11 protein-coding genes are annotated in these 12,992 nt (G+C 62.8%); 6 read left to right on the top strand and 5 right to left on the bottom strand.

Annotation, left to right across the window (positions count from 1 at the left end; genetic code table 11):
- Positions 1–14: 14 nt before the first annotated feature.
- Complete coding sequence (locus tag NKJ73_RS16610) at positions 15–1,607, bottom strand: ABC transporter substrate-binding protein (RefSeq protein WP_352570258.1); 1,593 nt, start codon at positions 1,605–1,607, stop codon at positions 15–17.
- 13 nt (positions 1,608–1,620) lie between these two features.
- On the opposite strand from NKJ73_RS16610, the gene NKJ73_RS16605 reads away from it, so the two are divergent.
- From NKJ73_RS16605 to NKJ73_RS16590, 4 genes are all read left to right on the top strand, one after another.
- Positions 1,621–1,890, top strand: a complete 270-nt coding sequence (locus tag NKJ73_RS16605) for a hypothetical protein (protein WP_352570256.1) — start codon at positions 1,621–1,623, stop codon at positions 1,888–1,890.
- Positions 1,891–2,016: 126 nt separating this feature from the next.
- Entirely contained in the window at positions 2,017–2,235 is a 219-nt protein-coding gene (locus tag NKJ73_RS16600) for a hypothetical protein (protein ID WP_352570254.1), read from the top strand.
- Between the two features lie 61 nt (positions 2,236–2,296).
- The gene (locus NKJ73_RS16595) at positions 2,297–4,042 is read left to right on the top strand and encodes a long-chain fatty acid--CoA ligase (protein ID WP_352570252.1); all 1,746 of its coding nucleotides are present in this window, start codon (positions 2,297–2,299) and stop codon (positions 4,040–4,042) included.
- 85 nt (positions 4,043–4,127) lie between these two features.
- The gene (locus tag NKJ73_RS16590) at positions 4,128–4,784 is read left to right on the top strand and encodes a class I SAM-dependent methyltransferase (protein ID WP_352570250.1); all 657 of its coding nucleotides are present in this window, start codon (positions 4,128–4,130) and stop codon (positions 4,782–4,784) included.
- Here the strand turns inward: NKJ73_RS16590 and NKJ73_RS16585 are convergent.
- Complete coding sequence (locus NKJ73_RS16585; RefSeq protein ID WP_352570248.1) at positions 4,768–5,490, bottom strand: HAD family hydrolase; 723 nt, start codon at positions 5,488–5,490, stop codon at positions 4,768–4,770. The genes NKJ73_RS16590 and NKJ73_RS16585 overlap by 17 nt on opposite strands.
- A 5-nt stretch (positions 5,491–5,495) precedes the next feature.
- Positions 5,496–7,139, bottom strand: coding sequence for a glucose-6-phosphate isomerase (gene pgi, locus NKJ73_RS16580; protein ID WP_352570246.1), 1,644 nt, complete (start codon positions 7,137–7,139; stop codon positions 5,496–5,498).
- A gap of 254 nt (positions 7,140–7,393) precedes the next feature.
- Here pgi and pdxR point away from each other — a divergent pair, with 254 nt between their 5' ends.
- The gene (gene pdxR / locus NKJ73_RS16575) at positions 7,394–8,887 is read left to right on the top strand and encodes a MocR-like pyridoxine biosynthesis transcription factor PdxR (RefSeq protein ID WP_023676815.1); all 1,494 of its coding nucleotides are present in this window, start codon (positions 7,394–7,396) and stop codon (positions 8,885–8,887) included.
- Between the two features lie 194 nt (positions 8,888–9,081).
- Positions 9,082–10,671 carry a trimethylamine methyltransferase family protein gene (locus NKJ73_RS16570; protein ID WP_023676814.1) on the top strand — a complete coding sequence of 530 codons (1,590 nt, stop codon included), beginning with the start codon at positions 9,082–9,084 and terminating at the stop codon, positions 10,669–10,671.
- 4 nt (positions 10,672–10,675) lie between these two features.
- Here NKJ73_RS16570 and chrA read toward each other — a convergent pair whose 3' ends face one another.
- Both chrA and NKJ73_RS16560 read right to left on the bottom strand, forming a co-directional pair.
- A complete protein-coding gene (gene chrA, locus NKJ73_RS16565; RefSeq protein ID WP_023676813.1) occupies positions 10,676–12,064 on the bottom strand; it encodes a chromate efflux transporter in 1,389 nt (462 codons plus the stop codon).
- Positions 12,061–12,900: a chromate resistance protein ChrB domain-containing protein gene (locus tag NKJ73_RS16560; protein ID WP_352570244.1), complete on the bottom strand. Its 840-nt coding sequence runs from the start codon at positions 12,898–12,900 to the stop codon at positions 12,061–12,063. The genes chrA and NKJ73_RS16560 overlap by 4 nt, the downstream gene beginning before the upstream one ends.
- Between the last annotated feature and the right edge of the window lie 92 nt (positions 12,901–12,992).

Below are 12,992 nucleotides of genomic sequence, written 5' to 3'. Positions count from 1 at the left end.
CAATTTCTCAGGACTTATTCGGTGGCGTCGACGCCGTCAAACCGATGAATGCCGAGCGGGTCCATAACGAAGCCCGACACCTTCTTGTTCATCGGCATGAAGACCTTGGAGTGGGCGATGGTCAGCCACGGAGCCTCACGCTTGAACACCACCTGAGCTTCCTCGTAGATCTTGGTGCGCTCAGCGACGTCCGTCGTCGCCTTGCCTTTTTTCAGCAGGGCTTCGAATTCCTGGTTGCACCAGATCGCATAATTGGACTGGCCGATGGCATCGCAACCGAGCAGGAAAAAGAAGTTGTCCGGATCGCCATTGTCACCGGTCCACCCCAGTTGGAAGGCGCCATCGCGATCCTTAGCCTTGCCGCGCTGGCGATACTCGGTCCATTCGTAACTGACGATCTCCGCCTTGACCCCGACGGCGGCATAGTCGGCCTGGATCAACTCGGCGACGCGCTGGGCGTTCGGGTTGTAGGGGCGGCTGACCGGCATAGCCCAGATCTTCATCGACAGATCCTTGACGCCTGCATCGGCCAGCATCTTCTTGGCCGCCTCCGGATCATAGGGATCGTCCTTGATGTCCTTGTTATAGGACCACATGGTCGGCGGGATCGGGTTGATGGCCGGCGCACCGGCGCCCTGATAGACCGCGTCGATGATCGCCTTCTTGTTTACCGCCATGTTGAGGGCCTTGCGGACCTCGACCTTGTCGAAGGGCGGCTGCGTCGTGTTGTAAGCCATGTAGCCGATGTTCAGGCCTTCCTGCTCGTCGACCTTGAGGTTCGCGTCGGCCTGCAGTCCGGCAATGTCGGCCGGCGCCGGGTATGACATGATATCGCATTCGCCCGCCTTCAGCTTCTGCGCGCGCACGGCGGGGTCGGGCGTGATGGCGAAGATCAGATCATCGATCTTCTGGCGGCCGCCATAGTAGCCGTCCCATGCTGCATAGCGCACGACCGCATCGACCTGATAGTCGACGAACTGGAACGGACCAGTGCCGACCGGCTTCTGGGTGAACTGCTGCCTGGTGCCGGCCTTGTCGAGCTGGTCGGCATATTCCTTGGAAACGATCGAGGCGAAATCCATGCCGAGGTCCGGCAGGAAGGCGACTTCAGGCTTGTTCAGCACGAATTTCACCGTCAGGTCGTCGACCTTGACGATTTCCTTCAGGAGATCGGGGAAGCCCATGCCGGTGAAATATTCCCAGCCGGTGCCTTCCAGATAGCTGTACCACGGGCTTTCTTTCTTCCACTGGCGTTCGAAGGAAAAGATCACGTCGTCGGCGTTGAGGTCGCGCGTCGGCGTGAAATAATCGGTCGTCTGGAATTTCACACCCGGGCGAAGCTTGAAGGTGTATTCGAGACCGTCATCGGAAACCGTCCAGCTCTCGGCCAGGCCGGGCGAGATGGTGGTCTTGCCATGCTCGAACTCGACCAGGCGCGAATAGATGGTGCGCGACGAGGCATCGAAGTCGTTGCCGCCGCTCCATGGCGACGGGTCGAAGCCGGCCGGCGATGCCTCCGAGCAATAGACCAGTTGTTTTGCATTGGCCACGCCGCCGAGGACGCTTGCAGCCAGCAACGCGGCTGCAAAAGTCAGTTTCTTTTTCATTGAGCACTCCCTGATGTTCTTCCAAGCCCCTCTGTCAGGCTCGCGAAGGCCGCATATAAGCACCGTTTTTCTAGCTTTGGAACTGCTTGTTTGCCTAACCCACGGGAAGCAGAAAAAAATTCCGGCATGCGGCGAATTGTGGAAAAAACCAGCCGAATCCGCAGATCACGACATTATTAGCGACTTCAATTTTTTGTTGATCGGCAATGCCGCCAATCGGGGAATCGAGCCGTCCGGTTCAAGCGATGCGCGTCCGAAAACCGGTCCCGGCCAAGAGGTTTGACGGCAAGTCTTACCGCACTCCAGGTAGCGAGGCTTGCACGGCCGCTTGTGGCAATACATAGATAGATGGGCAGCGTGCCGGATTTTCCCAGGTTCCGGACATTGCGGCAAGCGTGGGATATCTTTGTTGATCAGGGTGGTGGTGGCGCGCAAGCATGCCGAAACAATAAGAACGATTGAGGGAGCGACAGGTGGCAAAACCGGCAAAGACAACCAACGCGGCGAAAGCAAAGGCCGAGGCAACATCGAAAGCGGTCAAGTCAAAAGCGGCCGCCGCCAAGCCGACGGCTACCGCGAAGGCAAGCGCGAAGCCGGCGGCGAAGACCACGGCTGGAACGGCTGCTAAACCGGCAACCGGCAAGACTGCGCCTGCTGCAAACTCTGCCGCCAAGCCGGCGGCGAAGGCAGTGCCGACAGCGCCACGACCGCCGGCAGGTCCGGCCAAGAGATTACCGAGGGCGATCACCGCACTGGCCGCTGGCCTGCCTGAAAAACCGTGGCTCCAGAGTTACCCAAAGATCGTGCCGGCCGAGATTGGCGACCTGCCCTCCAGCTCGATCGGCGACTTTCTCGTCGCCGTGTGCAAGCAGTTTGCGAATCGGCCGGCCTTCGTCTGCATGGGCAAATCGATCACCTATGCCGACCTCGAGCGACAGTCGGCCGCCTTCGGCGCCTATCTGCAATCAACGGGGCTGCAGAAGGGCGCGCGCGTCGCCCTGATGATGCCGAATGTGCTGCAATATCCGGTGGCGATTATGGCAGTGCTTCGCGCCGGCTATGTCGTGGTCAACATCAATCCGCTCTACACGCCGCGCGAGCTGGAGCACCAGCTCAAGGATTCCGGCGCTCAAGCCATTGTCATCCTCGAAAATTTTGCCTGTACCCTGCAGGCGGTGATCGCCAGGACCGCGGTCAAGCATGTCGTGGTCGCCTCGATGGGCGACATGCTCGGCGGGCTCAAGGGAACGATCGTCAACTTCGTTGTACGCCGCGTCAAGAAGATGGTGCCGGCATGGTCGCTGCCCGGCCATGTCAAGTTCAACGCCGCGCTGAAGGCCGGCACCGGCATGGCCTTCAGGCCCGCAAAGGTCGCGGCCGACGACATCGCCTTCCTGCAATACACTGGCGGCACGACCGGCATCTCCAAGGGCGCGATGCTTTTGCACTGCAACATTTTGGCGAACGTCGCGCAGAACGCGCTGTGGGCCGAAGACGCTTTTACCGTCAAGCCGAAGCCAGCGCATCTGAACTTCCTCTGCGCGCTGCCGCTCTATCACATTTTTGCGCTGACGGCGAACGTGCTGGTAGGCATGCAGCAAGGCGCGCAGAATGTCCTCATCCCCAATCCGCGCGACATTCCCGGCTTTGTCAAGGAGCTGCAGAAATACCCGATCCACATCTTTCCGGGCCTCAACACGCTGTTCAATGCGCTGCTCAATAATGAGGATTTTCGCAAGCTCGATTTCAAGCCGCTGATCCTGACGCTGGGTGGCGGCATGCCGGTGCAGAGGGCCATCGCCGAACGCTGGAAGGCGCTGACCGGCTGCCCGATCAGCGAGGCCTACGGGCTCACCGAGACCTCGCCGGGGGCAACCATCAACAAATTCAGCGACGGCGTTTACACCGGCACGATCGGCCTGCCGCTGCCCTCGACCGAGATCGCCATCCGCGACGACGACGGCAACAATTTGCCGCTCGGCGAAGTCGGCGAAATCTGCATCCGCGGACCGCAGGTGATGGCCGGCTACTGGAACCGGCCGGACGAGACCGCCAAGGTGATGACCGAGGACGGCTTCTTCAAATCGGGCGACATGGGCTTCATGGACGAGCTTGGCTACACCAAGATCGTCGACCGCAAGAAGGACATGATCCTGGTTTCCGGCTTCAACGTCTATCCGAACGAACTCGAGGAAGTGGTGGCGCAGCATCCAGGCGTACTCGAAGTGGCGGCGATCGGCGTGCCGGACGAGCATTCGGGTGAAGTGCCGAAGCTGTTCGTCGTCAAGAAGGACCCGGCACTGACCGCCGACATGCTGACGGCTTATTGCCGCGAGAACCTGACCGGCTACAAGCGTCCCAGGTATATTGAGTTCCGCACCGAGCTGCCGAAGACACCGGTCGGCAAGATCCTGCGACGGGCGTTGCGGGGCTAGGCGCAGCTTGAGCGATTGCATCGCCGGCGCCAACGCCGTGAGTATAGGTTCGCGCCCAGACCCGGCAGAGTTCATCCGGGCGAACATGCGGATCGCCCCCGTGCCCGCGCTTCCCGAAATTCGGCTTTACACCGCCCATCCGGGAAGCGGGCTCAGGCGGCTTCTCGAATGGAACCAACATGCGACCGAAAAAGACGGACCTGAACCGGAGCCACCGTACTGGGCCTATGTCTGGGCCGGCGGCGCGGTGCTCGCCCGCTACATATTCGACCGGCCGGAGACCGTGGCCGGCCGTCGCGTACTCGACCTCGGCGCCGGTTCGGGTCTCGTCGGCATTGCAGCGGCAAAAGCCGGGGCAAGCGCGGTCGTCGCGGCCGAGATCGATCGCAATGGTGTGGTTGCGCTCGGCCTCAACGCGACTGCGAACGGCGTCGCTATCATGATCATTGGCGAAGACATCACCAGCGGTCCGCCGCCACCGGTGGATGTCGTGGTGGTCGGCGACCTGTTTTACGCCCATGATCTTGCCGGCCGGGCCCTTTCTTTCCTCGACCGCTGCCTTGCAGCCGGCATCGCCGTGCTGATCGGCGATCCGGGCCGCGCCTATCTGCCCCGCTCGCGGCTTCGCCTGCTGGCCGAATACGAGGTGCCGGATGTCGGCGAAGGCAGGAATGCGGCGATGAAACCGAGCGGCGTGTTCTCGTTCGGACCAGCTAGCTGCGAGTCTAGACTGTCTCGCTGACCCGCGCCGCAAGAAAATCGGGCAGATCGGCCACCGAATCCAGGATGACGTCGGCGATCTGGGACAGCGATTCACGTGTGCCGGTGCCGGACAGTACGCCAATCGCCAGGCCGCAGCCGCCGGCGCGCGCCATCTCCAGATCGTGACGATTGTCGCCGACCATTGCGATCGTCGCCGGCCTGAGCCCTGTCAGATCCGAAAAGGCAAGGATCGTATCCGGCGCCGGTTTTGGATTGGCCACCGCGTCGTAACCATAGGCGGCTTCGAAAAGCTGCGCGACGCCCAGCGTGACCAAGGTTTTTTCCGCGCCGCTGGTCGAGTCGTTGGTGGCGACGCCAAGCCGGTAGGATTTTCTGTGAAGCAGCCCAAGCGTCTCGACCACACCCGGCAGCGCCACGGCCATCGCCGATCCTTGCGCCGAAGTGATGGCATTGAAACGGGCGACGGCAAGCATCTGGTCCTCGTCGGACAGTCGCGGAAACCACAGCTCGACGACGTCCATGTTGGTGCCGGAGGCAAAAATTGAATCCGGCTTGAAGCGCTTGGTGGCGAAGTCGAAGCCCGCCGCCGCAAGCAGCCTGTCTGCTTTCCACCGATCGCCTTCGGCCGCATCCATCGCCATGAAGTCGGCGATGCCCAGCCATGTCGCGTTGAAATCTACGAGCGTGCCGTCCTTGTCGAACAATATTCCCTTGATGTCCGCCAAGCTTTTCACTCCAGGCCGCGCAAGCGGTGAATGTATTCCACCAGTCCGGCAGTCGAGGCATCCCGCTTTGCGGCGTTCTCCTTGCCTTCAACGACGGGCAGCAGCCCGGTCGCCAGTTCCTTGCCGAGTTCGACGCCCCATTGGTCGAAGGAGTTGATGTTGAACAGCGTGCCTTCGACAAAGACGCGGTGTTCGTAAAGCGCAATCAGCCGTCCGAATGTATGCGGGTCGAGCTTTCTGTAGAGAATCGTCACCGAGGGGCGGTCGCCGGAGAAGACGCGGTGCGGAGCAATCCTGTCGACATCGGCGGGCTTCATGCCTTTCGCCAGCATCTGCGCTCGGGCTTCCTCAAGCGTGCGGCCCTTCATGAAGGCTTCCGACTGCGCCAGGCAATTGGCAAGCAGAAGGTCGTGGTGATGCTTCAGTTCCGGCTCGTGGCCGACGGCAGCGGCAAGGAATTCGACCGGAATGAAATCGGTGCCCTGATGCAGAAGTTGGAAGAAGGCATGCTGGCCATTGGTGCCGGGCTCGCCCCAGACCAGCGGGCCGGTCGGCGTCGTTACAGCGCCGCCTTCCAGGGTGACGCTCTTGCCGTTCGATTCCATGTCGAGCTGCTGCAGATAGGCCGGCAGCCTGGACAGACGCTGATCGTAGGGGATGACGGCGCGAGCGGGGTATTTGCAGATCACGCGGTGCCACCAGCCAATCAGCCCCATCAGCGCCGGCAGGTTCTTCGCCAGCGGCGCGGTGCGGAAATGCTCGTCCATCTCATGGGCGCCGTCGAGAAAGGCGCGAAAATCCTTCGGGCCGATGGCGATCATCACTGGCAGACCGATCGCACCCCAGACGGAATAGCGGCCGCCGACCCAGTCCCAGAAGCCGAAGACGCGATCGGGCGCGATGCCGAATTTGGCGACCAGGTCGAGCGCCGTCGAGACGGCGGCGAAATGCTTGCCGACCGCTTCCTTGCCGAGCGCCTTCTCGACCCATCTGCGCGCGGTTTCGGCATTGGTCATCGTCTCGACCGTGGTGAAGGTCTTGGAGGCGATGATGAACAGGGTGGTTTCGGCGGAAAGACCCTTCAGCGTGTCGTGGATATGGGCACCGTCGATATTGGATACGTAATGCGCGCGCGGCCCGTCATGATAGGGCGCCAGCGCCAGCGTCGCCATGGCCGGGCCGAGATCGGAGCCGCCGATGCCGATGTTGACGATGTCGGTGATTTTCTTGCCGGTCGCGCCGGCCGCCTTGCCGGAACGCACCGCGTCGGCGAAGGCACCCATCGCGTCGAGTACGGCAAGGACGTCCGCCTTCACGTCCTGGCCGTCGAGCACGATGCCCTTGCCGGTCAGGTTGCGCAGCGCCGTGTGCAGCACGGCACGGCCTTCAGTGACGTTGATCTTCTTGCCGGCAAACATCGCGTCGCGCCGGCCTTCGAGGTCAGCGGCCTCAGCCAGTTTCTCCAGCAACTCCATAGTCCGCGCATCGACCGCGCATTTCGACCAGTCGAGCAGCAGGTCGCCGTCACTGGCGGAGAATTTCTCGAAGCGCTGCGGATCGGCAGCGAAAGCCTCGCGCATCGAGCCCGATTTGGCCGCACGGTGATCGCGCAATGCGTCGAGCTGCTTTTGAAAGGACGATTGATCCACTGCTTCGCTCCGGTCTCTTGAGATGCATCTTATCAGGCCGGATGTTTCCGGCGCGTGTCGTCGCGGCAAACTATCGGGTCGAATTCCATCTGTTTCAATGCGCAGCGATGCCGCAGCGCAGCGTGGGCCGGCTCAAAGGATCACTGGCATAAATCCCAGCGATCAGAAAAATTGATTGGCGCAACACCTTGTGCCACCGGTACATTCGACTGGTCCAGCCAAGTGAAAAAGCTGGCCATCGAGGAACATCTCCCATGCCACAGCGAAACGACACGGCCATATGGTCCGGCCTGTTCCGGATTTCGGCGGAATCCGGTCAGACCCTGCAGGCGCAGATCCGCCAGGCGATCGTCGCCGCCATCCTCGACCGGCAGATCGCGGCTTCCATGCCGCTTCCGTCCTGCCGGATTCTTGCCGAAAAACTCGGCGTGGCGCGCGGCACCGTGGTGCTGGCCTTCCAGCAGTTGGTCGATCAGGGCTTCCTGGTGGCGCGCGAGCGCCGCGGCCATTTCGTCAATCCCGAAGTGCTGGCGACGCCGGCCAAGCCGCATCAGAAGGCGCCCGACCAGGCCAACGAGATCGACTGGAAGGCGCGTCGGCAGATCGCGGCGAGCGACATGCCGCCGCCGGCCAAGCACGACAACTGGATCAAGTCGTCATACCCCTTCGTCTATGGCCAATTCGACCCGGCGCTGTTCCCGACCGCCGAATGGCGCGAGTGCAACCGCATGGCGTTGGCGGTGCTCGAAATCCGCAACTGGGCATCCGACATGGTCGATCGCGACGATCCGCTCCTGATCGAGCAGATCCAGGCACGGCTGCTGCCGCGACGCGGCATCTTCGCCAATCCGGACGAGATCATCGTGACGTTGGGCGCGCAGAACGCGCTTTACATGCTGGCGACGCTGTTGATGACCAAGGGCTCCAAGGTGGCGATGGAGGACCCGGGCTATCCCGATGCACGTTCGATCTTCCGGCTGGCCGGCGCCGAGATCCAGCCGGTTCCGGTCGACCACTCCGGCATCGTAACCTCGGCCATTCCCAATGATTCCGGCTTCGTCTTCGTCACGCCCAGCCACCATTGCCCGACCATGGTGCCGCTGTCGGCAGAGCGGCGGCAGGAGCTTTTGGCGCGCGCCAACCGGCACAACCAGATCATCATCGAGGACGGATATGACAGCCAGCTCCTGGACGAGGCGCCGCAGCAGGCGCTGAAGAGCCTCGATCGCTCCGGCCGGGTCGTCTATGTCGGCTCGATGTCGAAGACGCTGGCTCCCGGCCTCAGGCTCGGCTACATCGTCGCCTCGGCCGGGCTGATCTCCGAGCTTCGGGCGCTACGCCGCTTCATGCTGCGCCATCCGCCGGCGAACAACCAGCGCGCCGTCGCATTGTTCCTGTCGCTCGGCCATCACGAGGCGCTGGTGCGGCGGCTGTCGAGCGCCTTCGACGAGAGGCGCAAGCGTCTGGTCCATGCGATTTCCGCCTTCCTGCCGGAGTGGCGCTCGACCGATTCGGCCGGCGGCACGTCGCTCTGGCTCGAGGGGCCGCGCGGCACCGATTCGCGCGGGCTGGCGGAGGCCGCGGCCTCGCGCAGCGTCATCATCGAGCCTGGCGACCGCTTCTTCGACCGTACCGAAAAGCCATCGCGTTTCATGCGCTTGGGCATTTCCTCGATCGCGTTGCAGCACATCGAACCCGGCATCCGCGAACTGGCGACGGCAGCTGGACGCAGGCCGGCAGCGGCCTGATCTCCCTTCCCCGACCGGAGCCTGGCGCATGTAGTGCGGCTCCGGTTCTTTAGCTCCTTGGCATATGCGACGGGACCGGCTGGCACATAGGCTGTGCCAATGCCGGCGGCATAGTCGCTGCATAGAGGGGACGAAGCAGGCCGATGGTGGACCAACCGCCGCGCCCGCTCCGCAGCTAAAGTTGGAGTGCCTTCATGCCAATGGCCCATGAGAAGCAGGACGTGTCCGCAGACCAGCGTTCGCGGCGGTCCGGCGGGCGCGAGGCGCGCCGCGCCATGCGGGCGGCACCGCTTGCCGACGACGTCAAGCCGGTGCGTGCCGGCCTCGAAGGCGGAAGCTACAGCCCGCTCAGCGGCAGCGATTGCGAACGTATCCACGAGGCCGTGCTTACCCTTCTGGAGACGGTCGGCTTCGCCAACGCCATCCCCTCCTGCATCGAGGCGCTGACCAAAGCCGGCGCGACCTTCAGTGAGGACGGCCGCCTGCGCTTTCCTCGCGGCCTTGTGCTCGACACCATCAAGAACGCGGCGCGGCATTTCACCCTCCACGGCCAGGATCCGAAGCACGACATGGTGATCCAGGGCAAGCGTGTGCACTACGGCACGGCCGGTGCTGCGGTGCATCTTGTCGATGTCGAAAAGCGTGAGTATCGCGAGTCGCTGCTGCAGGACATTTACGATGCCGCGCGCCTGGTCGAAGGGCTCGACAACATCCATTTCTTCCAGCGGCCGATGGTGCCGCGCGACATTCCCGACCCGCTCGATATGGATTTCAACACGCTCTACGCCTGCGTCATGGGCACGTCGAAGCATGTCGGCACCTCGTTTACCGTGCGTGAGAACGTCAAGCCGGCGCTCGACATGCTCTATGCGATCGCGGGCGGCGAAGAGAATTTTCGCGCGCGGCCTTTCGTCTCCAATTCGAACTGCTTCGTCGTGCCGCCGATGAAGTTTGCCGAGGACGCCTGTGGCGTTCTCGAAGCCTGCGTCGAGGGCGGCATTCCGATCCTGCTGCTGTCGGCAGGACAGGCGGGTGCGACGGCACCGGCGGCGATTGCCGGCGCCGTGGTGCAGGCGGTCGCCGAAGTCCTCGTCGGCCTCATCTACGTCAACGCCATCAAGCCAGGCCATCCGGCGATTTTCGGTACCTGGCCGTTTGTCTCGGATCTCCGGACCGGCGCCATGTCGGGCGGTTCGGCCGAGCAGGCGGTGCTGACCGCGGCCTGCGCGCAGATGGCGCAATTTTACGACCTGCCGGGCGGTTCGGCCGCCGGCATGACAGATTCGAAACTGCCTGATATTCAGTCCGGCTACGAAAAGGGCATAACCGACGTGATGGCCGGTCTTGCCGGCCTCAACCTGGTTTACGAATCGGCCGGCATGCACGCCTCGCTGCTCGGCTTTTGCCTTGAGAGCCTGATCATCGACAACGACATGCTCGGCCACTGCCTGCGCTGCGTGCGCGGCATCGAAGTGACGGACGAGTCGCTGTCGATCGACACGATTGCCGATGTCTGCCTGAAGGGCCCGGGCCATTATCTCGGCAACGAGCAGACGCTGCGGCTGATGCAGACCGAATATTTCTATCCGGCCGTCGGCGACCGCTTTTCGCCGAAGGAATGGAATGAGAAAGGCAGGCCCGATATCCTGCAGCGGGCGATCATCGAGAAGAAACGCGTGCTTGCCGAACGCTTCCCGCGCCATGTGCCAAAGCCGGTCGACGACAAATTGCGCGCCCGCTTCGGCGATATGATCAAGCTGCCGCGCAGCGGCATGGGCGGTTGAGGCTCTACCCGCTCACCGCCAGCAACAACACACCGGCCAGCGCCGATCCGGCAAGCGTCGGCAGCATGCCGATTTTCAGCTTCAGAATGGCGATCATGGCGGCACAGGAAAGCAGCGCCGCGCGCCAGTCTATCGATGAAAGCACCGGCACGTCCATTCCAAGCCCGACATTGCGCACTTCGCCGAAGATGACGTGTAAGCCGAACCAAAGCGCGAGGTTCATGATGACGCCGACGACCGCAGCGGTGATCGCGCCGAGCGCCGCCGACAGCGCCCTGTTGCCGCGCAGCGCTTCGATGTAGGGCGCGCCGAGGAATATCCACAAGAAGCACGGCGTAAACGTCACCCACAGTGTGAGCAGTGCCCCAAGCGCGCCGGCAAGCAGCGGGGCGAGCGCGCCGGAGTGGCGGAAGGCGGCAATGTAACCGACGAACTGCAAGACCAGGATCAGCGGGCCCGGCGTGGTTTCGGCCAGCCCAAGGCCGTCGACCATTTCACCGGGTGCGAGCCAGCCGAAGGACTCGACCGCTGCCTGCGCGACATAGGCAAGCACGGCATAGGCGCCACCAAAGGTGACGACCGCCATGAGACTGAAGAACCCACCGATTTGTGTCCACACGCTGGCCGAGCCGGTGAAAGCCCAGATCAGCAGAACAGGCCCGAGCCAGATCGGCAGCCAGATCGCCAAAATGCGCGGCGCATGCCATCGCGTCGGCTTGACGTGGGTCAGTTCGCCGCGCTCGAACATCAGATCGACCGCGCCCTTAATGTCGGGAACATCGCCTTTGCCCTGCGATGTGCCGGAAAAAAATGCCGGTGCAATGCGGTTGCCGATCCAGCCTGTCAGGCCGGCAAGCAGGACGATCAGCGGGAACGGCACGTTTAGCGCGTAGATGGCGATGAAGGCGGCGAGTGCGATCGACACCATGATCCGGTTCTTCAGCGCACGTCGCCCGATCCGGATCACCGCCTCGATGACAATGGCGAGCACCGTCGCTTTGACCCCGAAAAACAGCGCCTCGACGAAGGGTATGTCGCCGTAGAGCGCATAGAGGCTGCTCAAGACGAGCATAACAAGCGCGCCCGGCACAACGAAGAGAATGCCGGCAACAAGGCCGCCGACTGTTTTGTGCAGCAGCCAGCCGATATAGATGGCAAGCTGCTGAGCCTCGGGGCCGGGCAGCAGCATGCAGTAGTTCAACGCATGCAGAAAGCGCTGTTCCCCGATCCAGCGCCGTTCCTCGACCAGTTCCTTGTGCATGAGCGCGATCTGCCCGGCCGGGCCGCCAAAGCTGAGCACGCCGATTTTCGCCCAGACCTTCACGGCCTGCCGGAAGCTCGGCACAGCGGGCTCCTGGATCTCCGCCGGCTTTTTCGAAAAGACGGCGCTCACGATGGTTTGCCTGCGCCGAGACTGACTGCGCCGGCGACCGGCCAGTTATGCGTCTCCTCGGTGGCATCGCGGCACCAGCGGAAGAACGCATCGTAAAGCAGCATGCCGGCCTCGAGCTGCTCTAGATCGTCGCGAAACATCCGTGACAGGCCAAGCGAGGCGGCCAGGAACCCGGCCGCCTGTGGAACAAGATCGAGGCTCGCAGTATCGGCAGCGCGTATGATCGTGGCCAGGCGATCGAGCGCTTCGGATTTGAGCCCGAACTCCTCGATCATGGTGTCGAAGGTGCAGCGTTCGCCGCGGTGGCTCCAGAACACGTTCTCGATGTCGAAAGGGATGGCCTGAAAGCGATCGGCGACGGCCGCCACTTCGGCCGGCTCGACGAAGAGAAAGACCGCGTGAGGATCGATGAAGCGCCGGATCAGCCAGGGGCAGGCGATGCGATCGACCTTCGGGCGCGTACGCGTTACCCAAACGGTGCGGCCCTTGGCATCGGCGGGCGGTATCTTGTCGGCGTGAACAAGAAGGCCTTTGGCATCGCGCCATGCTTCAAACCCGCCATCGAGCGATTCGGCGGCAACGCCCTCCTGCCGTAGCCATGCGGCCACGCCTTGCGAGAGCTTTTTTCCCTGTTGGCAGACAACTATCACTTGCCTGCCGGCGAAGTCGGCAGCCCAGTTCGAGACACTCCTGAAATCACGACGATCCGACCCCGGCAGCAGTCGCGGGTCGGCGTTGTAGTCATCGTCGATGCGGACATCGATGATCGCGGGTGCACCCGGCAGCCCAATCAGACGGGACAGTTGCGGTACGGTGATGGTTGTTGTCGACGGCATGGCGTCCACCTCCTTGAAAGAGAAGCTTGGACGCGAACATTGGGCTGACGCCTCACGGGGTCGTCGCGATTAACCCCTTGCGATGATCGTGG

This window comes from Mesorhizobium sp. M0074 (genome assembly GCF_040322975.1).
Lineage (GTDB): Bacteria > Pseudomonadota > Alphaproteobacteria > Rhizobiales > Rhizobiaceae > Mesorhizobium.
This window is presented reverse-complemented; position numbering and strand designations above follow the sequence as displayed.